Genomic DNA, 22,527 nt, shown 5'->3' with positions numbered 1-22,527 from the left:
TATATATCCACCCCGTTGTAGTAGAGGTTCACGCGCTGTCGTCCTCGTCCTCAGAGTCCCGGCGCCACGGCGGCAGAGTTTCCGGCGTCTCTGCACCTTCGACGATCGGCAGCCGGAGGGCCACGTTCGCGTCGAAGATCAGCACGTCCGCATAGTCGGGGTTAAATTCTACGATATAGTGCGCCAGCATTTCCTCCCCGTACATTTCGAGGGCCAGCGCGTCGAAGGTGTCCCCTTCGCGTGTCGTGTAGTCTTTGTAACCTGTTACTCTACGCATATTGAGCCACCTCCCGCATTTTAATAAATTCTTCCAGCCAGTCGAAGAACTCGGCCTCGTGGGCTTTGAGCTTCGCCATGAAGTCGTCCGTGTCGTCGCCGGTTCCTTCTGTCTGGATCTGTGGGCTCCATGTGAAGCCGGAGAAGTCGTAGTAAACTACCACGCCGCCACTGTCTGCAAGACTTCCGAGAGAGAAGTCGTCCAGAGTCAGAAGCCTTCCGGCCGTGCTTGTGAGTCCTTCGCCAGAAGATCTTCCGGTTGTGCTTGCAGTGTTGAACACTGAGGTGATCATGGTTTCCAGCTTGTCCCAGAGGGTTGCAAGTGGAACCACGGCCTCGGCGCCAGCTTCACCACCGGCCAGAAGATTGTTACCTGCTGCGCCGAAAACTGTCGGGCGCGTCAGAATACCGCCGTCCTTGTACCATGAAATACCGAAGTGCGGTACGCTTGGCGGGTTGATCGAGAAGCTGCCGCTGATACTCACATGAGGGAGTTTCAGGTGTGGCAGGCTCCACGAGAAATTAAACTTTGATTTCAGGGCGCTGATCGCGTTTCCTACAGCGTCCCTCGCTGCCGACATTTTGCTGCTGATCGTCGAGTAAATACTGGAGAACTTACCCGTCACCGTGCTGAGCGCGGAGCTGAGTCCCGAACTCATGGTGGAAGTGATTCCACTCATTAAGCTGGAAACGGTAGATTTCGCGCTGCTCAGTTTGCTGCTGATCGTGCTCCGGACGCTTTCCCATTTTGAGGAAGCAGCAGAGCTCACGCTTGACCATGCAGAGCTTGCCACGCTTGTGATCGTACTCGTTGCCGAGCTTACGGCGGAACTGGCCGCTGAGATCTTACTGCTCACCGTGGAGCTGATTGTGCTCCAGAGAGAGGAAGCCGTGGAGCTTACGCTTGACCATGCGGAACTTGCCACGCTGGTGATCGCGCTCGTCGCGGTGCTTACTTTCTCCTTGGCTGCGTCGATTTTGGAACCGATCGTGCCCTTGATTCCTTCCCAGAGGGAGGAAGCCGTGGAGCTGATCGCGTTCCATGCTGCGCTTGCTACGTTGGAGATCGCAGTCGTTACCGTGGTGATCTTTTCTTTTACGGCGTCGATTTTTTCGCCGATCACGCTCTTGATAGTCTCCCAGATAGAGAGCACCGTGTCCTTGCAGTTTTCCCAGATAAACCGAAACGGCAGCGTGATGATCTGGAAGGCTGCGCTGATAATTTCCTTCACGGCCATGATCCCGACGGTCACAATGTTTTTAATTGTTTCCCATGCTCCGGACAAAAATCCGGTGATTGAGTTCCAGATATTCGTGAAGGTGTCGTGGATCTCGGTCATGGTTCCGGTGACGCTCGAAGAAATTCCGGATAAAATTCCGGAAAAGAACGAGACGATCGAGTCCCATGTCTCCGTGAAAAATGTTTTGATTCCCGTCAGGATTCCAGAGAAAAACGACGAGATCGCGTTCCATGTGTCCGAAAAAAATGTTTTAACATTCGTCCAGACGGTTTCCCAGTCGGTGCCGAACCAGCCCAGAACAGTGTCCGCCAGAGAGGTGAACGTGCTGATCCAGTTCTCGAAGGTTGCCACAACGAAGTCCCAGACTGCGCCGAAAACTTCTTGGACGCCCTGCCATACCATGTCCCAGTCACCGGTAAAAATTCCGGCGAAGATGTCAAACAGGCCGGTCAGAATGTCGAGGGCCTCGCTCAGAATATTGCTGATCTGCTGGAATACGCCCTCAAAAATCGGAGCGAGCACCTCGCAGAAGCCGTCCCAGACTGCCTTCATTACTTCGGTTATGTCCTCGAACTCGAACCCCAGCGCGTTGAGCCTGTCCACAATTCCTTGCCCGAACTCGTCGAACTTGGCTTTGATTCCGTCCCAGATCGCTGTGATCTTGTTCCTAAATTCTTCGTTATTTTTCCATAGATTCGTAAAGGCAAGAGCCACGGCCGTGATCACTGCGATAATAGCAATAGCTGGAAGTGATACGCCTCCCAGTGCTGCAGCGAGTTTTACCAGTGCGCCCTTCACCATTGCGATCTTGCTCGATATGGTTCCCCAGTTCATAGCTGCGATAACGGCACCGAGGCCGCTCACTGCTATGGTCACTTCTGGGATATGCCCGCCGAGCCATTCGACCGCCGGGATCACGCCGTTGGTGATAAACTGCACGCCTGCGCGTAGCTTACTTTCCAGCGCGTCGTAGATTTTGAGCCCCAGTTCCTCGAAGGCGCTGTTCATTGCTGCCACGTCGCCACTGAGGTTGTCGTTCATAATATTGGCCATTTCCTCAGCGGATCCAGAAGCTCCGCGGAGTTCTTCCTCGTACCCGGCGATCTTGTCCATGCCTTCGTTGAGGATCAGGTTCAGGCCCTTTGTGGAGTCTGCGGTAAAAGTGGAAGATAGCGCGACGGCTCGTTCTGCGTCGCCCATCCCATTTGTGGCAGCTTCCACTTCTGTGAGAATGTCGGTGAGATCTCGGAAGTTGCCCTGTGCGTCCATTACGGCCACGGAGGTTTCTCCGATCTTGATCGCGCCGTCCTTCATTCCGTTGGTTATATCTCGCATGATTGCGGCCATTGCGGTTCCGGCTTCTGAACCCTTGTAGCCTTGGTTCGCCATTCCTTCGAGCAGTGAGGTGACGGTTTCGACGTCCTGCCCGGCTGCGTTCAGGTTGGCGGCGCAGTTTTTGTAGGCTTCGCCCAGCGCTTCGGCCGTGGTGTTGCTGTGACTTTGTGCGTAGGAGAGAAGATCCGCGAAGTATGCGGCGTCTCCGGCCTCCATGGCGAAGGCGCTCAGGTAGTCCGTTACCATATCAGAAGCAGCTCCCAGCTCCATGCCAGAAGCAGCGGCCAGATTCAGAACGCCACCCAGCGCACTTGTGGACTGATCAGCGTCCCACCCGGCGAGACTCATGTATTTGAGGGCCTCGGCTGCATTGCTGGCCGAGAAAACCGTGGTGGCGCCGTATTCTCTGGCGCAGGCTTCCAGTTTCTCGAAGTCCTCGCCGGTTGCGCCACTGATTGCCGATACCTCGGACATGGTGCTGGTGAAGTTTTGGCCCAGTTCTATGACGTTCCCGGCCAGATTCTTGATACCGTCCACCGCCCGCGTGATCGCTTCGGCTGCGAGGTTTGCCAGTGTAGCCTTAAACATGGTGAAGCCGTCGTCTGCCTTTTTGGCCGAGCTTTCGACTTCCTCCAGAGAGTTGTCCAGTTTGTCCGCTGCGTACTCTGCGTCTGAGAGCTTGGTCTTGTTCTCGTGTAGCTCACTGGACAGGTCTTGGATCTGCCGGGCGAGCTCCCGCGCTTCGTCGCTGGTTTCTCCCTGTTCTGTTGCAACGTCAACATAGCGCTGCTTTAACTGCTGGAGGGTGTCCTCCTGCTTGGAGATTGTAGAGCGCAGCGTTTCAGCTTCTCCGCCTGCGTCGTCCATGGTTTCAGACAGGGAGCGGGCGGCTTTTTCCGCTGCGTCCAACGTGCCTCGATTTTCCGTCAGTTCACCGGACAGCTCTTGGATTGTACTCGCGAGCTGCTCGGCTTCCTCGGTTCCTTCTTGGCCCGTCACAACGTAGTCGGCGTAGCCTTGTTCCAGATTTTTGAGGACTGTCTCCTGCGTGCTGATCTTTGCCGCTAACTGTGCGGAGGCACCGGCGGCTTCGAGCGTTTCTTTGCTCATTTCCTCCAGACGAGAGACGGCCGCGTTTATGGCCGCTTGAAGGGAGGGGCTGAGGGATCCGGCGATCTCTATCGTAGATTGTAGAGTATGGTCTGCCACGTCTTCACCTCCTTGTGTGCTTTGGCCCCCTTATGTTCAGTGGCCGATTTTTCTCGGCGCGTTTTCTTTCGGCTGCGAGATCCTCGGCCGCTTCTGCATACTCTATGATGAAGTCAGTTACTCGCTTTTTTTCGAGCTCTGTCGTGCTGGTGTGGTAGACTCTGGCGTAGTCGCGGTAGGCTCTACGGAGTCGTTTTCCTGTGGTTCCGGCTCCGATTTCAGCATAAAATTTCGGCCGAGGGCCATTACCTCCACAACGTCCGCGCCCTTCATGCGCTCCAGATCGGAAAAGTCATAGGTCGGATTCACGGCCACGATCGCAGCATAGCCGAGGTAGAGGTGGAGGCCGAAGTCGAACTCTGCCGCTGCGGACACGGACAGGTTCTTCATACCTGCGGCCGCTTTTCTCTTTGCCTCAGCAGTTGCGAAAAGCACGCCGTCGATCTCGTTCGTGTCGTACTTCATTTCTGTGATTTTGTCCCCGTTGATCATCACGGGATTTTTCAGAGTGAGGGTTCCGTTCATTTTGTTCTCCTTTCAAACAAAAAAAGAGCCCGCCAGTGGATTGACCGGCGGGCCGTGGTTATTTTTAGGTTACTGCATTAAAGCAGGTTGTTAATCTTGCTCATGTAGTCCTCGCCGTTGATACGGAGGATCTGAGCCAAACGGTCAACGCAGCAGATCTCGACGCCGTTCGCGTAGATCTGGAGCCTTGTCACGTTGTAAGTGTTCTCGGCTTCGGTTGCGCTGCCAACTTCGACGCCCAGCTCAGGGAAGGATCCCGGCATGGTACGCACAAAAGCCTTGCAGCCTTCGGTCGCGGTGGATCCGTCGGATTTTACGACGTTCTGAACCCAGCGGAACTCGAAGCTCTGCTTTTTGAGGCGGTTCATGCGGCGCAGGCCGTTGTCTACGCCGATCTTTGTAATGGAGAGCTCCATGTTCTCCAGAAGTCCGATCAGTGGCACGGTCATGTTACCCATGGCCTGCACGTCAGCGGTTAAAAATTCAATACCGGGCAGAGTGAAGGCGACGTCCTTCGCCACCAGAGTGCTGTCCGCGTATACGGTGTCGGCCACTACCGGGCCTTTAATATCGAGCCATTTTGCCATTGTTCTGCACCTCCTTATTCAGTAGCAAAAAAGGACTGGAAGCCTTCGTCTGTGTAGCATACGCGAGCAGTGCCAGACTTGAACGGAGGCGTGTTAGTTACGGAGAAGTCCCAAACGAAGTCGCCGTTCAGCATGTTGCTGGTAGGGTTCGCGCTTTCCACAAATTCCACGGACGGGGTACCGATCAGGGCGCCGATTCCCAGAAGGGTGTCGAGCTTTTCCTTTTCAAAATTCAGCACGCTGTCCTTGTCCTGCGGAGTCATAGGGCTGTCGATCTCGGTTCCGTGATCCTTCTGGAAGCTGTTCGTGATATGCTCCAGCATACGGATATTTACGTCGAAGATCGCGCGGGCGTCCATGCTGCCGTTGTACTTGTACGCAGCAGTATGAGGGCCCCACAATACCCAGCGGCCACCCCAGAAGCAGGCCGTTGTGATTCCCTTCTCGTTGAGCTTGTTCGCAGTCTCCTGATCGAAGCCGCGGCTCTTGGAGTCCTCGCCGAAATACTGGCTCGTGGCCATGATTTCCTTGTTGGACGGAGATTCAAACGGAACGCCGTCGTGGCTCAGGTCTACGCGCTGCATAGTGGCGGCGCCTACTGTGGACAGCCAGAAGATCCGGCCGCTGCCGTCCTTAATCTTCGGCCAGTATACCTTCGAGAACTCGCTGGTGTAGCCGTTGTCAATAGCCCATTTCTGAGCCTTTGCGAGTGTGTCGATCTTGGTTCCTTTGTCCTCCAGAGGAACGTCGGCATGAACGAAGCCGTCCCAGTGGCCGTTGAGTTTCTGGATAGTGCTCACCATGGCCTTGTATACGGCCGGGATATGGCTCCAGCCCGGAGCTGCCAGAATATTGAGCACGACGTTGTGGTACTGATAGAGCAGAGCCATGGAAGCCAGTCCGGTATATTCTCCGGTTTCGGTTTTCTCGCCGATAATGTCGGCCGCCTGCACCTTGGAAGTGTCCACGGTGTCGAAGGTTGCGGAGAGTTCGGCCCCGTCAGTATTTTTGAGCAGCGTCACGGTTACTGTGTGCTTTGCCATGCTATAAGAGAGAGCATAGTCCACGCCCTCGGCCTTGTCTGCGATCGCGAAGGTGTCGAGAATGATCTTGTCGCTCTCGAACTCTGCCTTGCCGTCTGTGAAGGTCAGGGCCTTTGTGGTTTTCTGTGCGGATTTATGCACCGCAGGATCGAGCACGTTCACGATATAGATCGGGCCAACGTTTCCGACGGTGTTGTCGAAGTGCTCAGCGAACGCAGAACCGAGGGTGAATGTTTCCCAGTCGTCGGAGTAGCCGACGAGGCTCTGGACTTCGCTCATATTGGTTACTTTTACCGGCATATTAACGAGATCTTTGTCAGCGTAACCCCTGATCAGGTTCACCGGTGCGGTGCCGATATACGCGGCCACCACGTCGGCCTGAGTGACGGAAGCCACTTTACTTTCGCCGATTTCGCCATATGCGCCATGCAAATATGCCATGTTTTAGTCCTCCTTATAAAAAATTTTCGTATTCTTGCGGGATCGCCGGAGTCGTTCCGATTTCCAGTGCGAAGCTGATCCAGCTATGCCAGTACGGATAGTAGTCCCAGACATTGCCGTCCTCTGTGAACGGGCCGAACTTGATCCCTTGCTCTTTTACGAGCCTATGGCCTGCGATATATTCCGCAGTTTCAATCTCGCGGAGCACGAGGTCGGCCAGATTGTAGCAGTCGCGCCAGCCGTCCATATTTCGCGAGTATGTTTTGGCAGCTTCTCCGGTATTGACGTAGTAGGAGTAGCCGCCGGTTGCCTTCGCGTTTTCGCGAGGGTTGAAAATCTCCCCGCCGTGTTGGCCGGGATTCCAGCAGGCGAGGCAGAGCCGGATCTGGAGCTGCCTCTTTTTCTGTATGAGCTCGTCGCTTCCTTCCATGAGCTGCACGCAGACGGAAGGGATCGGAGCGGCCACGTTTGGCGGCAGCCGATCCTTCCCCGGAACGTATAACGGGAACGCCGCAGGGTGTACCATTACGACGTCGTAGCCGGTGTCGTTCCGGTAGTCGTCCGGCAGTTTGAGGGTGATCTTGCTGCATACGTTTTCAGTGAGCCAGCTCACTATTTTGTCGATACTGTTTACCAGTGTCATGCTGCCGTCACCTCCTTAGCTCATGCGATTCTGGCGAACCGCAATTTGTACGAGCCCCATTTCCGACGTAGTAGTGACGACGATCACCTCGCGGCCGTCCAGATTGAGAAGGCGGCCGGGATCCAGATTTTCCGGAAGGTCGGAGGCTTTTCCCATGATTACCATGTCGGCCTCGTCCATTCCGTGAATACGGTTGTCGCCGATTTTGCTCAGCTTTTCCAGCATGTCGCTGTCAATTACCACCGGGACTTCCTTTCCTTCGATCCGGTGAAGGTCTGCGAACTCGTCCAGATTCAGGAAAACGTCTGAGAGATCCTGCTTTATTTGGTCTTTGAAGCTCACGAGCTTATGCCTCGGAAGGTTCCGCCTCGATTTCTGCGGAGCTGTCAGCTTTGGCCTTGGCTGCCTCGATCAGGGCGATCACTTCCTTTTTGCTGCGGACTGCGCTCGCGTCTACGCCATACGCTGCTGCAGCCTCTCTGAGCTCTGTCATGTTCAGGCCGTTGTATTCTGAGGGAGTGCTTTCCGGCTCTGCCTCATACACGGCCACGCCAGCCTCCACCAGCTCAGCCTCGCGGGCTGCGGTGATAGAGAAGGCGGGAGAGTGTTTCGTCATAGGTTCCACGGTTCCGTTTTTCACGAGCCCGTAGGTGCCTTTGATCATTCGGATCATGTACTCACCTCCGTTATTCCGGATCCGCTGCGTTCAGATCCGGGAGATCGTCGCCGTCTGCGTCCTCGTCGTCAACTACGCCGCCAGCGGTTACTTCTGCGGCTGCGATCGCGTCCACATATTCGGCTTTCTTTTTGCAGCCGGTAACGTCAACGCCGAGATCCCCCGCGAGGTTCTGGAGCTGCTGGATCGTCATTTCTTCGAGCTGGCTCTTTGCGAGGTGGCCGGTTACTTCCTGCTCGTCCGCCTCGTCTGCTTTGATTACGCCGCCGATATATTCAGCGACGCCAGCAGAGACGAAGTGCTCTGCCTGAGTGTCCTCACACTCAAACGGGCCGTCTGCTGCTGTCTTTCTCTTGTGGGCGTGCTTGGCGTCATAAAAACCAACGGTTCCCACTGTTACCCTGATTTTTCTCATGGTCTTGCTCCTTTCTGCTCGTTGCGCTTAGTTGATAACTTTCGCCACGCTGAACGGGCACTCGTTGTTAGGCATAGGCAGCGGCGCAGAGCTGAGAACGAGCTCGCGGAGGTTGTGAGTGGCGTCGCTGATATACTTCGGCACGTCCACGCCGGTGTAGGTGTGGAACTCGCCGTCGGCCTGTTCAACCTGAGTGATCGCGCCGTAAACGGTGCGGCCAGCAGCCGGAGCGCCTACAGCGATCATGCCCTGCGGGATATACTGCTTTACGGTACCGTCCAGCTCGGTGTAGGTGTCCTCATAGGTGAGGAAGTCGATCATGCGGCCCTTGATGTTCAGGCGGGCGATCTTAGAAGCGCCAGCAGGCAGAGTCTCAGGATCTACGCCTCCGATATGGTAGTTGCGGTTGTCGAGCAGTTTCAGGATCCACGGATTGCGGAGGAAAAGATCCGCAACGTCCGGAGCCATGAGGCACTCAGTCGCAGGGAGCCCTCTCGTGCTTAACATGGAGATCATGGCGGCCACGTCGTCGATCATCTGCTTGCCGCCTGCCTCGGTGTCGGCCCAGTCTGCGGAAGGGGTGTATTTTGCCGGGTTGCTGGCGCCGTCGTAGTAGCGGACTTCCTTTTCCTCGTAGGTGCCGAGGTCGTCCGTGTACTCGTGCATAATGCAGCCATTGGTGAAGATTACCTCCGCAGCCATGGCCTCCTTTCTGCGGGTGTTCATGTCGCGGAGTTCGTCGAGATCTCCGAGCATGATCACGCCCTGTCTCTGGGCCGGAGTCAGGTTAGTATAAAGAGCCTCCCCGAAGCCTCTCTTTTTCAGGTCGTCAATGGAGAGCGGGCGCTTCGGTGCAATATGCGCCGGAGTGAAGCGCTTCATGGTGTAGCCTTCGCGCAGGATCGTGATTCCACCCTTGCGAGGTGCTACAAAAGGTGCCGCTTTCTTGGATCCCTTGCGGTATTCCACCAGCACGTCGTCAGTGGCGAACACGTCAGAGGCGGCGTTAGTAGGGAAGTAGCGATCCAAAAGGAAAGAGTGAAGCGGCGGGAGCTGCTGCACGGAGGCGAGCAGTGTGTGGGTATCATAAAAATTAAAAGCCATTTGTCTGTCCTCCTTGTTTTTTAGTATGCTACGGCGTCAGAGAGCAGGATTCCGGCAGAGCGGAGCGCTTCCTTGTCCGTTTCGCTGATCGCGTGGCTGTTGTCAGTGATCAGGCTGTTCTCATTGAAATGGCCGGTACGGTATGCAGTCGTCACCGCGTCGGAAGCGGTTCCGACTTCCACGTCGTCAGCCAGCACGCAGTTGGCTGTCAGCGTCTCGTTGCTTTTCGCAGCGGTACCGAGAATTACACGCAAGCCGTCGCCTGCGGTACCGGCGGAGAGTGCCAGAACAGTGCCGCGCTTGTAGATTTTGGCCTCTGTGGCTTCCTTACGGATCTTCACAGTGAAAACCTCTGCGGGCGGGTACTGGCCGTTGATCAGGTTGTCGAAGCCTACGGCCCCGATCGTCTCGTCGAGTCTTTTACTCATTACTTCGTACCTCCTTTGGTCTGGTTGTAGGCGGAAACTACCGCCTGAATGTCTGCTGCGTCCTGTTCCTGAGCGCTTGCAGGTGCGCCGCCGTTAGGTGCTGCGCCTACGTCTGCTGCTCCGGATTTTGCTCCCTCTGCCTGATATGCTGCGAGGAAATTCTGGCCGGACGCTGCGCTGGTCTGCATAACACGGAAGCAGAGCTCCTGAGCTGTGCAAGGGTTGTCGCCGTACTTGGCGTCGTGTACGAGCTGCTGATCCGGGATAGAGGCGGCGATCGAGTCGATCTGCTCGATTCTCTGGCGTTCTGCTGCCACTGCCTCGCCGGAAGCGTTCTGCGCTTCGGTTCTTGCGCTGGCCTCGATCTGGGCCACGATCTCCGGGTATGCTGCCCTCAGTTCCTTCTCGTCCATAGGTTTGTTACCTCCTTCTTTTTTTGCCGCCTTTGTGGTCGGCTTCTTTTTATTTGCTCCGGGCTTTGCAGCCGGTGGAGTCGCGATTGCTTTCACCGGGATAGTGCCCGGCACATGCTGGAGCCCGTCAACGTTGTGGCGTACTCCATTAACAAAAAGCACCTTTCTGTCGGCGCTCATGCTCATTTCTGGATCGTCCTCGTCCTCTTTGATTGCGTCAGCGAAGCCCTTCTCCAGAGCTTCGCGGCCGGTGAACCACGTCTCCTTGGTCATCATGCCGCGGAGAGTATCGACTTCGATCCCTGTCTTGCTGTTGTAGATCTCGGCCACGGCTCGCTCGCTGGCGTCCATTCCTTTCATAAGCTGCTTCATGTCCTGCATGTTCATGTAGTCCCAGAGCATAACGCTTACGCCGTGGATCATAATTAGGGAACCGGGGTACACGGTCACGGTGTCGCCCGCGCACATGATAACGCTCGCAGCGCTGGCCGCGATTCCTTCGACAATGACGTTCACCTCACCGCTGAGAGCTTTCAGCGCGTTGTGGATTGCGATCCCGGTGTAGAGATCGCCGCCGCAGCTATTGAGCTTGACGGTGATGTGCCCCTTGTCTTTGACTGCTGCCAGATCCTCCATGAAGCCCTCCGGCGTGATAAAAAGGCCGGGCTCCGGTTCGCCTGTCCACCAGTCAACGGGCTGCTGGCTCATAACGTCACCGTAGAGAGTGATCTCGCCCTCGTCGTCGCCAGTGCTGGCCATATTCCAGAACTTTGTCGCCGTGGGAGTCTGTGGAGCAGCAGCCGGGCCCATGATCGGGCCACTATGTTTGGTTTTCATTGGCTTATCCTCCTTGTATGGTTTGCTTTATCTGCTCGCCGATCACGAGGCTGCGGAGAGCCACCGTGCCCCTCTTGCGAGCTGTTTCAGGGTTGTGCGGATTGTCGTCGCCTTCTGGCGGATCCTGTCCGTCGTCCGGTTCCGTTGTTCCGGTGCCACTCTGGTGAGGATCCGGTGGATCGCCTCCGAGCTTTTCGTTTTCACGCCTGAGCTGCTCCACGTTGCTGTCCCACTGGCCACCGTTGAGGCGGATCGTGCTCTGCTCGTGAGTGGAGAAGCCTTCGCTGCACGCGAGGATCTCGGCGGTGATTTCCTTCACCGGATCGAGCTGTCCCTGAGACGGGCCGAGCCATTCGCTGCCGAGGTATGCGGCGCGGATCGCCGGATTCTGGAAAAAGCCCGGCGCATAAATGCGGCCACGGGCCACGGCTTCGCTCATCCACACTTCATAGCATGGGCGGCAGAAGTCGTCCGCCAGCCATTCGCGGCGCATTTTGAACGCCTTCCACGCTTCCAGCAGAGCGGCACGGCTCGCACTGTATGAGGCGTTGAAGGATTTCAGGAGCAGATCGCTGGGAATTTCCAGCGCGGCGCCTACCTGTGCGCTGATCGCTTCGGCGAACTTGTCGAAACTTCCGTTCGGGTGCGTTGGGTTTGCAAATTCCACGCTTTCGCCCGGCCCCATGACATTGATCTGGCCCGGCCCCATGCTATACTCGTTCGGGTTCCGCATTTCTCCGGGTGGTACCTGATCCACCTCGTTGAATGGCATTTCATCAGTCGGGGCTTCTGTCTTAATGAAGGCAGTGTAAAAGCTCTCGACTACTGCGGCCATGAGTTCGGACTCGGTATATCTGCGAAGCTGCAGCAGCGGCTCGATCACCTGCGCGAGATAACTCACGCCGCGGTACTGATCCGGGCGCTCTGTGTCAATGACGTGGAGCACATTCGGAAGGCCGGTGCTTTTCTGGTATGCCAGAACGCGGGCCCATTCAGTAACCGGAGCGCCGAGCTCATACGGATAGTTGCTGCGTATGTGATACGCCACCACCATGCCGTTCTTGTCTACTTCCACGCCGTCGTATATGGTGTTGCCCGTTTCCGGGTTCTTTCCGGTCGTGTAGTAGAGCGTTGTCCCGGCCCCGTAGTTGTTCGGGGTTGCGATCCTGTCGGACTCGATCAGGTGAACGCGGAGAGAGTAGGGGAGCAGCCGAGTGGTTTCGTACTGCTTGATCAGCCCTATGCAGTCACCGGAGAGTAGCCACGAGATCAGCGTGAGCTGCTGGAGCCCGTAGAAGTTATTCATGCCGGTGGCGTCGCAAGCTCTCTTGTTGTTGGCCCAGAGGGCAAACTCTCGCTCGGTTTCTTTTTGCCACCGTTCTGCCTGATCCGGTGAGAGTCCGAGCACTTCGCGGTCGATCCGGCTTTTGAGTCTGAGCCCGACGCCTACCACGTTTGTGCGGTTGGTCTTGATCGCTGAGGTAGCGATCGGTGCGGCCATGTATAACATGCGGGCGCGTTGGCGCATGGTGTAGTTGTTGAAGTCTATATCCTCGTGAGCGGATCCGCTTGGAGCATTGAAGCCTTTCACGGCTTTTTTTCTCCAGCTTGCGCCTGCTTCGCCGTAGCCCTTATTCTGAGGGCGCACGTTATCCGGGAGATATAGCCCCCTTGTTTGGTCGTACTTCGTTTTTCTCACCTCCTTGCAAGTAATTAAAAACGGCAGCGGCCGCGGTATCTAAAGGAGCGAAAATTTCCCGCGGTCGTCGCCGTAGTAAAGCCAGCCGATCGGCCAGCGTTTACCCATTTACCAGTCGCGGGGGACTACCCCCACGGCGCGGCGAGCAGATCCGCCCGCCAGTTCCGCCTCCAGCTCGCGGACTCGCTTTTGCAACTTCGCGATCATGTCCTGAACGGAAGCGAGCGAGGTCTGGTACCGTTGCAGGTTTCTGGAGCCGATTGTGTAGAGCTGCACCCCGTCTTTGCTGAGCATGTCAGCCTCACGGGCCAGATACGCACTGAGTCGCGCCCTCGTTTCTGTGAGCTCTTGCTGTATGATTTCTTTTGTTCTCATGGGTTCACCTCCTTACCACTCGTCGAAGTAGTTCCGCGCTGCCGGTTTCGGTTTTCGGCGCTGCGTCGGTTTGGTCTGCGGCGTTTCTTGGACATTTTTCAGACGTCGCTCTACTGCGAACATGTCCGGATCTATGATTTTTAGCCCGGCGTTCGCATAGTTTCGGCAGTCGAGGGCCTCGTTCCGGTTGTGTCCGGGGATTTTTACCCAGTGCCACTGGTTGCCGCGCTTTGTTTGCGTGAGCTCCAGACGTTCGGAGAGCAGGCCGTTGAAATAATAGGTATCGTAGCCGCAGGACTCGTGGATCGGAAAATGGCAATATTTCGGGCCAGCCTCCTGAACCTTTAGGCTTGACATGATCGTTTCCTTTCCGGCGTCAACTCCGAGCGTGTAGAGCCAGCAGGTGATCCGCTTGTTGTCCTTGATCGGAACCTTTGACGGAGGCGTCACGAACGGGATCCCGTCGCCACCCTTGCCCTTGATAGCAAAAACGCGCTTGTTTTTACGCTCACGGCAGCGAGTGTACACCTCTTGGGTGTAATGGCCGCCGGAGTCCACGCAGGTGATCGAGATCCGCAGCCCTTTTCCGTCCTTGAAGCGGTAAACGTGGTCGATCACGTCGTCGAGCTGCTGCCATACCTCGTCGGTGTCTGGTTTTCCCATGATGTAGCCCTTTTTTATGCCCCACGTTTCACCGTAGAAGCCGTGGCCCACGACTTCGTACTCCAAACGGTTGTCCTGAGTATCTACGCCGCAGGTGAGAACGAGAACGCCCTCCGGGACTTCGACGGGAGAGCCGTCGGCGTTGGTGCCGTAGTCCTCGCGCCGGGCCAGCATGGTGTCCTCGTCGGCTATGTCGCCGCGATCCTCCCAGAGCTCGCCCAGCAGCGTGTTGTAAACTACTTTGAGCTTCTGTGGATCGTCCTTGGCTTGCAAGAATTTGAGCGCGATCTTTTCCCATGGAGTCCATGGAGAAGAAAAAGCGTTCAGCCAGAAGGAACGGACGCCCTCGTCGTAGGCCGCCGGGTTCTCGGCGATCCACTTCGCGGGCTGCTTCCGCATTTTTTCCTCTGGCACTATGCAGCCGCAGGAGGGGCAGCACCATGTAATCGGGCCTACGATCTTGTACGCTTTCTTTCCGCGGACTTTGGCCACGGTATGCTCGAAGTGTATACGGTCGAAGGTGATCTCGCCGTACTCTCCGCACTCAGGGCACTGGTGGCACCAGCGTTCCTGTGTGCCGAGGTAGTAGCTGCTTTCAATGTTCGAGGCGCCTTTTATGGTCGGAGTTGATACCTCGACGGCCTTCGCATTGTAGAACGTGGCCTGTCTGGCTTCGGCCAGAGCCCACGGATCACCCTCAGCACCGGCGGACACGGCCCAGCGGTCGCGCTCGTCGCCGAGAATGTAGCGGGCAGGAGTGGAAGCCAGAGCGGAGGCGCTGTTGGATCCTGTGATCGTGAGCATACCGCCGGGGAATGACTTCTGGAGGATTGTGTTCCCGGAGTCTTTGCTTTTGACGTCGGAAACTTTCGCCCTCAGCACCTTACTGTCTCGTATCATTGGAGCGATACGGAGGCGTGAGAACTTTCGGGCGTCGTCGAGGGAGGGCTGGACGAACAGGATCGAGCCGGGATCTTGGTCGATAATGTAGCCGATTATGTTCAGCTCCAGCTCAGATTTTCCCACCTGAGACGCTGCCACCATTACAATCTTTCGGATCCTCGGATCCGTGAACGCTTCCATAGGTTCCCGCAGGTACGGCGTGCGCGAAGTGCGCCACGGGCCAGACTCCGCGGAGTTCTCCGGGGATAGGCGGCGGTGTCTATCGGCCCATTCGGCCACCGTCAGATCTTCGGGTGGCTTAAAGTTGCGAATGGCCGGTGCTATGGCTGCGTTGAGTTTCGCGGTGGATTTTTTAGTCGTCGGCTTCATCAGCGGCCACTATGATGTCGCTCCAGCCTTCACGATCCCGCACCCGCCGCTGATATACCGCCGGATCGTAGTTGTAGTTTGCGAGCTCGTTCAGAATTTTGTAGCACTCCGCCCGGATCAGTGCCGAGGCTTCGTTGGCGCTTGCCACCTGCACAACGTCCATGGCCAAACGTCCGGGGAGTGCCATTATCATGCTGCGGACAGTGTAAACGAGGTCATTCGTCACGGCCTCCACGTCCTCGCTGCGGTGCATTTTGCCTTCGAGCTCTTTCAGTTGCATGGCTGCCATGTCTGCCTTACTGCGTTTCATGTCAGCCTCGGCCCGCAGCTTCTCCATTTCAACCTGAGCAGTGTCGGCGCTTTTGGCCTCTCGGCCGTTGGCTTTGTCGCTCAGGTAACGGATATAAGATTGCACCGTCGGAAGCAGATCGAACATGTACGGCCGCTGTTGGGCGGCTGGAATAATTCCCTCTTTTGCGAGCTGCTGGATCCGGCGGTCGGTGACGCCGAACAGCTTCGCAATAATGGCAGCGTTTTGGAGATTCTGCTTGCCTTCCGCCATGGCGCCACCTCCTTTCTTTGGGGCAAGCGAAACGAAACGGCCTGAAAAAATTTTTCTGAGTCTGCGCGTGTTTTGGGCTCGCCAGCACCGCAGGCGTTTGGCGGCCCGGACAGTACCTTCGGGCTGCGGAAAATTTTCGGCGCGGTTGCTCGGTCGAGCCACTTTGCCTTTTGCTTCTTTGGTTTGGTCGCTTTGTTTCGCTGTTCTTTGTTGCTGTTGCTTTTGGTTTCGCTTTGGCTTTGCTGTTCGATTGCTTCGCGCTTGGCTTGCTGCTTGGCGCGTGATCGTTGGCTTGGCTTCGGCTCGTGAGCTCGGAGTGTTTGGCTATTTCATTACTTGATCTATGTAATGGTTGAAGCGCTCGCCGAGCTTCTCGGAGATTGTTGTCTCAATGGTTTGGCGTGCTTTGCCGTCGATCATCTGAGGCACGGACAGAGTACGCACGGCCTCGATCGGGGAACGCCCCCTCCCAGTCTTTTGAAACGGAAGCATGGAGCCGCCGTTTCCACCGGTGAGGAACACGTTCGAGCCGAGGCTCACACGGGATCCCTTAATAATCGTCGCCTTGACTTGGTACGGTCGCGGTGGTCGAACCATTGCAACGTCGCCAGCTCCGGCGATCAGTTGGCCGGGGATTCTGATCGGCTTCTTTTGCTGAGCGCTTGGTCTGGACTTCGGGCTCATTTTGAAATGCGTCGGCGTCAGTGTCCGCCCCTTATAAATGAGGGAGGCACTATCAACTTGAACCCCCGCCACTTGGATTGAGCTCTGCCCCCTCCGAGGTTGTTGTTTGGCCTCGTTGATTGCGGCAGTGTCTACTCCATAGTGTTCGCGGATTCCCTTCGATACCCACGCAGGCGCACGGCTCATAAAGTCGTTGACGGTTTTCTTGATTGCCGTCTGCCCGCCGTTCTCCAGTTTGTTGAGTCGCTTCACAATGTCCTCAGCTCCGGAGCATGTCACGGTGAAGCTGCCAGAGGTTCGGCGGCTTTGGCCGGTATAGAATAGACCGCCCATGTGTTTGCTCCTTCCTGTGGAAAATTTGCACCCCTCCCAGTTCTTTTCTGAGGGTAGGCACATAGGAAAAACCGTCCGGATCTTTGTCATGTCCCCGGACGGCTTTCGCTGTTATACAGAGTAGCACGGTGGTTTATCCCCTTTTATCCCTTTTTGTCCCTTTTTATCCCCCCCCTGTGTGCTCGTGAGCGCTCCGCCTGTTGCTTTCTCCTGAGTGGGTGCATTTCTTCGAGTGCACAAAAAAGCCCGCCGTCGGCCTTCCTGTGGCTTCTGGCGGGCGTTGTTATCCCTGTTCTTGTTTTGCTCTGTATATTCTGGCCAGCGATTGAAGCGCCGAGCCGTGCAGCTTGAATGTTCTTTTGAGGTAGCGCTGCTCGTGTTCGTCGTAGTCCTCCCGGCTACCATGAAGCGCGGCGCATACTGTCCACCAGTTCGCTGCGTCGAAGTAGTGCATTTCTAACACGGTCTGCTCATCCGGCTTTTCCATTTCGGAGATCAGGGCCTCCAGTTCGCTGCGTTCCTGATCCTCGTCTGCGATCATACGGCGGATCGTTTCCTCCAGCGTTACCTTCTGGATCACCTGCCGTTCCTGTTTGCTGGTTCCGTCGCCACCGCCTCCGGATATTCCGTCGAAGCTCGGCGAGGATATGGAGCCCATGACGGCCTCCAGATTCTCCAGCCGTTCGATCTGGTTGTCGATCCTGCGGTGGAGTGCTGCGTAGCTTTCCAGCTTTTTCTTGATCTCGTCGGTTTCCTTCGGCTGTTTTGCCTCACTGTTCTGGTGCATGGGTTCCACCTCCTTTCGCTGGCTTATTCCGTGAACATTCTCTCGAAGTGCTCGCGGCCCAGCTCTTTACCCTTCCTGAACAGTCGGATCCCGGTCGTCTTGCCGGTTGTCTTTATGTAGCGCTTTACGATCACGTCCACAAATGCAGGCTCCATTTCCATGACATAGGCAGGCTGCCCGACGCTTTCCGCAGCGATCAGAGTCGTGCCGGATCCTCCGAAGGTGTCGAGGACGCCCTCGGCCCACTGTGTATTGTCCAGCAGCTTCTCCAGTATTTCCACCGGCTTTTGTGTCGGGTGGAGTTCATTCCCGGAGCGGGTGGCTTCGATCACGTTCCCGTAGCCCTTGTGGTTGTCCCACGCTGGCTTTGTTCTATGGGCGAACATGACGAGCTCATGCTGGGCCCTCCAGCCGTTACCCATTCCCGGTGTTTTCTTATTCCAGACTATCATATTCCGGATCGCAAGGCCCGAAGCCTCCACCAGATCCCACAAATAGAGCCACATTCTCCAGTCTGTGAAGATGTAGGCCACCTTTATGTCGGTAGTGGAGAGGACGGCCCTCATCAGCGTTTGGTAGCCTCTGGTGCTGAGGTTATCCGAGCTGATCGTCGGCGTTTTCTGCCCGCCGTTGCCGTCGGACTGTTTTGTTCCGATACTTCCGACGGACTTCCCGGACTCCTGAAAACCTCCGGAGCAGTACGGCGGATCTGTGAGAAGGATCTCCGGGTGCTTCCCGTCCAGCAGCAGGCGCATGGCGTCCTCGTCCGTGGAGTTGCCGCAGACAACGCGGTGGCGTCCGAGGATCCAGAGGTCGCCCTTCTGGGTGATCATTCCGTCACCTTCTGGAGCTTCCGGGATCTCGTCCGGCTCTGTGAGGTCATTGTGCAGGGCTTCGGCCAGACCGGTGACGAGGCTTTCCACTTCCTTGTCGGTGTAGCCGGTCAGCTCCATGGGGATCTCGCCGGTGTCAATGTCGGCGAAAATGTCAGCCAGCAGCTTGTTGTCGATCTCTGCCAGCTCTGCGATCCGGTTGTCGGCCACCAGATCGGCGTATTCCTCGGCCTCGTTCGTGTAGTTCTGGTAGTCCACCGGCACTTCGGTGAGTCCTTCGAGCTTGGCAGCAGCGAGGCGGCCGTGGCCCTTTACTATGAAGCCGGAACGCTTCGACACTGTGATCGGCGCCCTCCACCCGGTCTGGCGGATAATGCGGCCGAGCGCTTGGATCTGTGCGTCCGGGTGTGTGTTCGGGTTCTTCGGGTTGGGGATCAGTTTCTCAATGGCCACGATCGCGTCATGGGCGCAGAATACTGGTACCCCTCCAGCGGTTGCCTTTGGCTGTGCTTCTGTTTTATAGTCCATTTATTCGTCCTCCCTTACATACTCCCCGGCGTCTGCTGGAATGAGTCCGCACTCGAAGGCGCGGCAGATCTCCAGCTTTGACGCTCTGAGGATTTCGTTTTCTTTGCAGCCGGTGTTCCAGCATTTTTCACATATTTCTGGCATTGGCTACTCCTTCCGCGGCTTCGGCGCGTTCTGCACGTTTACGGTGTCCAGAGTGCGGGCTGCTTTCAGTATTCTGCGGCGGTAGCGCTTCCAGCTCTCGTCCTGTTTCTTTACGACGCCATAGATCGGGCCCACATTGGAGAGGGTGAGCTGTTCCATGGTTTCGTATTTTGGTAGGCTGCGAGGGGAGAGCCCCAGCTTTTCGCGGATCCTTTTCTCGTAGTCGGTGTTGTTTTCGCCTTTATTTCTTCTAATACCATAAATGGGGCCGACGCCGTTTAGCGTGAGCCCTTTCATGGATTCGTCCAGAGTGTGGGAGATCTTTCTCCTGCGATTGTATTCCCTGATCTTTTTCCCGGTTCGCCCGATCCATATCAGGAGAGTGGCCACCCAGAGAGTGATCAGCAGCAGAGCGGTGGGTACCCACACGAGCCCAGCGATCACCACCGGCCAGCTCATTGAAATAATGCCGCAGGCTTTCAGGATTGCCAGCACGGCCACGCCTGCGAGTGTTGCCAGTGTGTAGAGTATCGGCCAGCCCATAGGCTTGTTCTTGTTATCGTCCATTTCGTCCTCCTTTTCTTTTGGCTGCTCGTCTGGCTGCGCGGTTCGGTCGCACCGGTTCTCGCCTGATCGGCCAGCGGTAGAGCGGGGCCGGTTTTTCCGGATTGCCCCGCAGCATATCGCCGCCGATCTTGTAGAGTGCTTCCGAGTAGCTCAGTGTGGTGCTTTCCGCCAGCCTGTGAGCCTGTTTTTCTATGTCGTCGAGGTCACGCTCCAGATAGAAGGCCAGCGCTTCGGCGTATCGCCTGCACTGGAGCGTCTCCAGCACGTCCCACGGTATTTTCCTGCCGGGGAAGTAGTGCCTCGCATCTATTTTGAGAGAGTAGAGCCCCTCTGTGTTATTTTCTTCTTTCACGCTTTGCCCTCCTTCGCTGCGCGCGGTTTGGGCCTTCCTTTCGGAACGGTGACAGAAGCCCGGCTTTGATCGCGCACTCAGTACAGAGCATTTTCGCGCCCTGTTCTTTGGCGAGGCGGCCAGCTTCCGGGTGTTTCCAGCATTTCCGGCCGCATATCGGGCACTCGACTGGCTCCCAGTCCGGGTGCTTGGCCTGCACGTCGCCGTTCAGGTTTTTGTCCAGCGGGAGGCAGAGGATCCCGCCCCGGTCGGTCTGCTTTCTCGGTGTCAGATCGAAGCCGTGAGCCCGGAGCTGTTCGCGGGTGTTGTTGGTGCTTTCTTCCTGCTTTACCTCCAGCACTTCCACCTTGTCCAGTGGCAGGCAGAACGAGCCCTGCGGCTCCCATTTCTTTGCCTTCCAGTTCTCTGCGAACTTCTCCAGCGTATCGAACGGGCAGAGGCCCGCCTCGGTTTCGGTCTGGAATACGGTCTGCATGACCGCCTCGTCCTCTGAGTCCTCCCAGCCGTAGAGGTGCCAGCTCTCGCGGTTGTCGTAGTCCCACTGTGAGAACCAGAGCACATGGCCGTCGATCGGCCAGCCGGTACCTCTTACTTTTCCGGTGATAACTTTCGGTTTATATTCCATGGTTTTGTCCTCCTTAGAAAATTCTATTTAATGCAATAATAAGCACGATCACGGCCACGAAGGCGATCGTGATGTTCTGCTGTTTGAGTCCGTCTTTTTCTCCGATAACTCCAAAAAGCAGGAGAGCGGCCACGAGGGCCAGCACTATGTTTATGATCAGCATGTTCTTGTCCTCCTTTGGTTTGCCGGGAGAGCTTGGCCCTCCCGGTATGTTCCCGACATTTATGTCGGCCACATTATGCAATGATCGTGATTTTTTCGCGATCCGGAACGTCTGCCAGTGCTTCGGTGAGGTAGTTCTTTACATTGTCCACCGCCTGAGACTTCCAGAGGCCGCCGTCGGCAGCCACCAACTTGAAGGCAGGGGCTCCGCCGCGTCCCTCGCTGATTCTGAACACGAAGTCGCTCGCAGGCTGCGGAACTTCCAAAAATGTGCGGTACGGGATCAGGCTCACCGGGTTAGGAACGAAGGCGGCGTCCTTTGTGGTCACTCCTGTTTTAATGATCGCCTGCTGGCTTACGCCGTCGTCTGAGAAGGTTCCCTGCTGTGTGTTCACGATATTGCTCGCCATAATGGTGACGGCTTCACGGTCGTCTGTTTTCTGGAAGCATGACTGCATGGCCACGAGGAAGCTCTCCTGATCATATTCGCGGCCGTATTCAAACTGCGGCAGCAGGGCGTTGACCTCGAACAGAGTCTCGCGGTCACGCTCGGCCAGCAGCCCAGAGTAGAGCAGCACCTTTGTGGCACTTACCACCTGAATGATCATTCTGTCGCGGAGTTCCTCGCAGCTTTCCTTGATATAGTCCACCAGAGAGGTGAGAGTGGTCGCTTTGATCGGCTCGGCCTTGTCGGCTGCGTCATAGCGTCTGAGATCCTTCGTGCAGTATGTCCGGCCGTTGATCTCGATTGTTTCTGGCTTCTCAGCCTTTACGGCCAGCCCTGTGATATATGCGATTGCTTCTTTGATTCCTTCCATTTTCTTGACCTCCTTATGCTTCTTTTGCTGGTGCGATTTTTACCACCTTCATGTTATTGCGTCCGCCGGTTGTCTGGCGGTCGTCCGTAGGCTGCCCGGCGGTTTCGTATACCTCGCCGGTGTCCGGATCATAGTCGCGGCCCGGAACTAACTCAGCAGCGGCAGCAGGCGCCTGTTTTCCTCTGTTTTTCAGATCCAGAGGTTTGCCGGTTGGATTCTGTACCGGTGTAGGAGCTGCAGCCTGCGTTTCCTCTGGTTCGGGATCCTGATCAGTGTCCGTGAAGTCGGAGAGATCCATCTGTCCGCGGATCTGCCCGTCGTATTCGGCGATCTCGATCTGGCCGGTTCTCATATTGACGCCCATCACCATTTGCGTGTCGATCGCTTCGGTAGCTGCGAGCTTTGTCGTGACAGCGATCTGAGTTCCTACCATTTGGCGAGTTTTGTTCGGCGTAAATTTAATATTTACCGTGATCTGGCGCTTGGTGGTTGCTTCTGTATTCGGGTTCTGAATATTTTCAGCCACCTGCATGAGTGCCTCGTTGAGCTTCTCGGCGAAGGCTCCGCCTGCGAGGGCTTCGAGGTTGATCTTTGCCTGTACTTTCTGCTTTTTCATGTGCTTACCTCCTTACCGCAGCCCATACGGCTGTATTTTTTCCGGTTCTTTTGCTCGGTTTCTTTCCGACGACTTCCAGAACTCCGGCACCTTTCAGCTCTGTGAGTCTCGGTGCCACGAAGTTGCGGTCGTAGTATTTCAGGTGGCCCGCAGCCACCAGCTCGTCGGTGATTTCTTCCACTGTCATTGACCGGTTTCCGAGGGTTTCTAATATTAGCTTGCAGCGTTCGCCGCTGCGTGTTCGTATGCCGTCGTAACTTTGGCGGCGTGTCTGTTTAGTGATCCCGTCCATGGTTTCCTCCTTATCTGAACCGGCGGAGCAGTGGCTCCGCTG

27 protein-coding genes are annotated in these 22,527 nt (G+C 56.4%); all 27 read right to left on the bottom strand.

Annotated features, from left to right (window positions below):
* Positions 1-28 precede the first annotated feature (28 nt).
* On the bottom strand, positions 29-277 hold the full coding sequence (locus DWX32_RS09190) for a tail protein X (protein ID WP_055236841.1): 249 nt from the start codon (positions 275-277) through the stop codon (positions 29-31).
* Entirely contained in the window at positions 270-4,061 is a 3,792-nt protein-coding gene (locus DWX32_RS09185) for a phage tail tape measure protein (protein ID WP_118659723.1), read from the bottom strand. Before DWX32_RS09185 ends, DWX32_RS09190 begins: the two co-directional genes overlap by 8 nt.
* Before the next feature lie 117 nt (positions 4,062-4,178).
* Entirely contained in the window at positions 4,179-4,586 is a 408-nt protein-coding gene (locus tag DWX32_RS09180) for a hypothetical protein (RefSeq protein WP_118043814.1), read from the bottom strand.
* A 77-nt stretch (positions 4,587-4,663) separates the two neighbouring features.
* Entirely contained in the window at positions 4,664-5,173 is a 510-nt protein-coding gene (locus DWX32_RS09175; protein ID WP_118043815.1) for a phage major tail tube protein, read from the bottom strand.
* A 14-nt stretch (positions 5,174-5,187) separates the two neighbouring features.
* Positions 5,188-6,585 carry a phage tail sheath family protein gene (locus DWX32_RS09170; RefSeq protein ID WP_243037573.1) on the bottom strand — a complete coding sequence of 466 codons (1,398 nt, stop codon included), beginning with the start codon at positions 6,583-6,585 and terminating at the stop codon, positions 5,188-5,190.
* Positions 6,586-6,670: 85 nt separating this feature from the next.
* Positions 6,671-7,300 carry a hypothetical protein gene (locus DWX32_RS09165; protein ID WP_118043817.1) on the bottom strand — a complete coding sequence of 210 codons (630 nt, stop codon included), beginning with the start codon at positions 7,298-7,300 and terminating at the stop codon, positions 6,671-6,673.
* 15 nt (positions 7,301-7,315) lie between these two features.
* Complete coding sequence (locus DWX32_RS09160) at positions 7,316-7,642, bottom strand: hypothetical protein (protein ID WP_118043818.1); 327 nt, start codon at positions 7,640-7,642, stop codon at positions 7,316-7,318.
* Between the two features lie 4 nt (positions 7,643-7,646).
* Positions 7,647-7,973, bottom strand: a complete 327-nt coding sequence (locus DWX32_RS09155) for a response regulator receiver protein (RefSeq protein WP_118043819.1) — start codon at positions 7,971-7,973, stop codon at positions 7,647-7,649.
* 13 nt (positions 7,974-7,986) lie between these two features.
* Complete coding sequence (locus DWX32_RS09150; RefSeq protein ID WP_118043820.1) at positions 7,987-8,391, bottom strand: hypothetical protein; 405 nt, start codon at positions 8,389-8,391, stop codon at positions 7,987-7,989.
* A gap of 27 nt (positions 8,392-8,418) precedes the next feature.
* The gene (locus DWX32_RS09145) at positions 8,419-9,495 is read right to left on the bottom strand and encodes a major capsid protein (protein ID WP_118043821.1); all 1,077 of its coding nucleotides are present in this window, start codon (positions 9,493-9,495) and stop codon (positions 8,419-8,421) included.
* Between the two features lie 20 nt (positions 9,496-9,515).
* Positions 9,516-9,923, bottom strand: coding sequence for a head decoration protein (locus DWX32_RS09140; RefSeq protein WP_118659719.1), 408 nt, complete (start codon positions 9,921-9,923; stop codon positions 9,516-9,518).
* A complete protein-coding gene (locus tag DWX32_RS09135) occupies positions 9,923-11,173 on the bottom strand; it encodes a head maturation protease, ClpP-related (RefSeq protein ID WP_118659717.1) in 1,251 nt (416 codons plus the stop codon). Before DWX32_RS09135 ends, DWX32_RS09140 begins: the two co-directional genes overlap by 1 nt.
* 4 nt (positions 11,174-11,177) lie before the next feature.
* A complete protein-coding gene (locus DWX32_RS09130; RefSeq protein WP_243037572.1) occupies positions 11,178-12,764 on the bottom strand; it encodes a phage portal protein in 1,587 nt (528 codons plus the stop codon).
* A gap of 216 nt (positions 12,765-12,980) precedes the next feature.
* A complete protein-coding gene (locus DWX32_RS09125; protein WP_118659713.1) occupies positions 12,981-13,247 on the bottom strand; it encodes a hypothetical protein in 267 nt (88 codons plus the stop codon).
* A gap of 12 nt (positions 13,248-13,259) precedes the next feature.
* On the bottom strand, positions 13,260-15,182 hold the full coding sequence (locus DWX32_RS09120; protein WP_118659711.1) for a phage terminase large subunit family protein: 1,923 nt from the start codon (positions 15,180-15,182) through the stop codon (positions 13,260-13,262).
* Positions 15,166-15,744, bottom strand: coding sequence for a protoporphyrinogen oxidase (locus DWX32_RS09115; protein WP_118659709.1), 579 nt, complete (start codon positions 15,742-15,744; stop codon positions 15,166-15,168). Before DWX32_RS09115 ends, DWX32_RS09120 begins: the two co-directional genes overlap by 17 nt.
* Before the next feature lie 324 nt (positions 15,745-16,068).
* Positions 16,069-16,341 carry a hypothetical protein gene (locus DWX32_RS20130; protein WP_243037571.1) on the bottom strand — a complete coding sequence of 91 codons (273 nt, stop codon included), beginning with the start codon at positions 16,339-16,341 and terminating at the stop codon, positions 16,069-16,071.
* A gap of 703 nt (positions 16,342-17,044) precedes the next feature.
* Positions 17,045-17,548 (bottom strand): DUF1492 domain-containing protein, encoded by a 504-nt coding sequence (locus DWX32_RS09105; RefSeq protein ID WP_005933255.1) that lies wholly within the window; start codon positions 17,546-17,548, stop codon positions 17,045-17,047.
* A gap of 23 nt (positions 17,549-17,571) precedes the next feature.
* Complete coding sequence (locus DWX32_RS09100) at positions 17,572-18,909, bottom strand: site-specific DNA-methyltransferase (RefSeq protein WP_118659705.1); 1,338 nt, start codon at positions 18,907-18,909, stop codon at positions 17,572-17,574.
* Positions 18,910-19,053: a hypothetical protein gene (locus tag DWX32_RS19575; protein ID WP_005933248.1), complete on the bottom strand. Its 144-nt coding sequence runs from the start codon at positions 19,051-19,053 to the stop codon at positions 18,910-18,912.
* 3 nt (positions 19,054-19,056) lie between these two features.
* Positions 19,057-19,620, bottom strand: a complete 564-nt coding sequence (locus tag DWX32_RS09095) for a tyro protein tyrosine kinase-binding protein (RefSeq protein WP_118659703.1) — start codon at positions 19,618-19,620, stop codon at positions 19,057-19,059.
* Positions 19,610-19,972 carry a hypothetical protein gene (locus tag DWX32_RS09090; protein ID WP_118659701.1) on the bottom strand — a complete coding sequence of 121 codons (363 nt, stop codon included), beginning with the start codon at positions 19,970-19,972 and terminating at the stop codon, positions 19,610-19,612. Before DWX32_RS09090 ends, DWX32_RS09095 begins: the two co-directional genes overlap by 11 nt.
* Complete coding sequence (locus DWX32_RS09085; protein ID WP_118659699.1) at positions 19,956-20,597, bottom strand: hypothetical protein; 642 nt, start codon at positions 20,595-20,597, stop codon at positions 19,956-19,958. The genes DWX32_RS09090 and DWX32_RS09085 overlap by 17 nt, the downstream gene beginning before the upstream one ends.
* Before the next feature lie 13 nt (positions 20,598-20,610).
* Positions 20,611-20,760: a hypothetical protein gene (locus DWX32_RS20125; protein WP_226973369.1), complete on the bottom strand. Its 150-nt coding sequence runs from the start codon at positions 20,758-20,760 to the stop codon at positions 20,611-20,613.
* Positions 20,761-20,833: 73 nt separating this feature from the next.
* Positions 20,834-21,577, bottom strand: coding sequence for a hypothetical protein (locus DWX32_RS09075; RefSeq protein WP_118659695.1), 744 nt, complete (start codon positions 21,575-21,577; stop codon positions 20,834-20,836).
* A gap of 13 nt (positions 21,578-21,590) precedes the next feature.
* Positions 21,591-22,193, bottom strand: coding sequence for a replication protein (locus tag DWX32_RS09070; RefSeq protein ID WP_118659693.1), 603 nt, complete (start codon positions 22,191-22,193; stop codon positions 21,591-21,593).
* A 4-nt stretch (positions 22,194-22,197) separates the two neighbouring features.
* Positions 22,198-22,485 carry a DNA gyrase gene (locus tag DWX32_RS09065; protein WP_118659692.1) on the bottom strand — a complete coding sequence of 96 codons (288 nt, stop codon included), beginning with the start codon at positions 22,483-22,485 and terminating at the stop codon, positions 22,198-22,200.
* Between the last annotated feature and the right edge of the window lie 42 nt (positions 22,486-22,527).

Source organism: Blautia sp. AF19-13LB, from assembly GCF_003479105.1.
Lineage (GTDB): Bacteria > Bacillota > Clostridia > Lachnospirales > Lachnospiraceae > Fusicatenibacter > Fusicatenibacter saccharivorans.
The sequence above is the reverse complement of the archived record's forward strand: the minus strand, read 5'-3'. Positions and strand labels throughout refer to the sequence as shown.

Coding starts and splice junctions, on each gene's coding strand:
- DWX32_RS09190 (WP_055236841.1), bottom strand. CDS start 277: ATGCGTAGAGTAACAGGTTACAAAGACTACACGACACGCGAAGGGGAC.
- DWX32_RS09180 (WP_118043814.1), bottom strand. CDS start 4,586: ATGAACGGAACCCTCACTCTGAAAAATCCCGTGATGATCAACGGGGAC.
- DWX32_RS09175 (WP_118043815.1), bottom strand. CDS start 5,173: ATGGCAAAATGGCTCGATATTAAAGGCCCGGTAGTGGCCGACACCGTA.
- DWX32_RS09165 (WP_118043817.1), bottom strand. CDS start 7,300: ATGACACTGGTAAACAGTATCGACAAAATAGTGAGCTGGCTCACTGAA.
- DWX32_RS09155 (WP_118043819.1), bottom strand. CDS start 7,973: ATGATCCGAATGATCAAAGGCACCTACGGGCTCGTGAAAAACGGAACC.
- DWX32_RS09150 (WP_118043820.1), bottom strand. CDS start 8,391: ATGAGAAAAATCAGGGTAACAGTGGGAACCGTTGGTTTTTATGACGCC.
- DWX32_RS09145 (WP_118043821.1), bottom strand. CDS start 9,495: ATGGCTTTTAATTTTTATGATACCCACACACTGCTCGCCTCCGTGCAG.
- DWX32_RS09140 (WP_118659719.1), bottom strand. CDS start 9,923: ATGAGTAAAAGACTCGACGAGACGATCGGGGCCGTAGGCTTCGACAAC.
- DWX32_RS09135 (WP_118659717.1), bottom strand. CDS start 11,173: ATGAAAACCAAACATAGTGGCCCGATCATGGGCCCGGCTGCTGCTCCA.
- DWX32_RS09125 (WP_118659713.1), bottom strand. CDS start 13,247: ATGAGAACAAAAGAAATCATACAGCAAGAGCTCACAGAAACGAGGGCG.
- DWX32_RS09120 (WP_118659711.1), bottom strand. CDS start 15,182: ATGAAGCCGACGACTAAAAAATCCACCGCGAAACTCAACGCAGCCATA.
- DWX32_RS09115 (WP_118659709.1), bottom strand. CDS start 15,744: ATGGCGGAAGGCAAGCAGAATCTCCAAAACGCTGCCATTATTGCGAAG.
- DWX32_RS20130 (WP_243037571.1), bottom strand. CDS start 16,341: ATGGTTCGACCACCGCGACCGTACCAAGTCAAGGCGACGATTATTAAG.
- DWX32_RS09105 (WP_005933255.1), bottom strand. CDS start 17,548: ATGCACCAGAACAGTGAGGCAAAACAGCCGAAGGAAACCGACGAGATC.
- DWX32_RS09100 (WP_118659705.1), bottom strand. CDS start 18,909: ATGGACTATAAAACAGAAGCACAGCCAAAGGCAACCGCTGGAGGGGTA.
- DWX32_RS19575 (WP_005933248.1), bottom strand. CDS start 19,053: ATGCCAGAAATATGTGAAAAATGCTGGAACACCGGCTGCAAAGAAAAC.
- DWX32_RS09095 (WP_118659703.1), bottom strand. CDS start 19,620: ATGGACGATAACAAGAACAAGCCTATGGGCTGGCCGATACTCTACACA.
- DWX32_RS09085 (WP_118659699.1), bottom strand. CDS start 20,597: ATGGAATATAAACCGAAAGTTATCACCGGAAAAGTAAGAGGTACCGGC.
- DWX32_RS20125 (WP_226973369.1), bottom strand. CDS start 20,760: ATGCTGATCATAAACATAGTGCTGGCCCTCGTGGCCGCTCTCCTGCTT.
- DWX32_RS09075 (WP_118659695.1), bottom strand. CDS start 21,577: ATGGAAGGAATCAAAGAAGCAATCGCATATATCACAGGGCTGGCCGTA.
- DWX32_RS09070 (WP_118659693.1), bottom strand. CDS start 22,193: ATGAAAAAGCAGAAAGTACAGGCAAAGATCAACCTCGAAGCCCTCGCA.
- DWX32_RS09065 (WP_118659692.1), bottom strand. CDS start 22,485: ATGGACGGGATCACTAAACAGACACGCCGCCAAAGTTACGACGGCATA.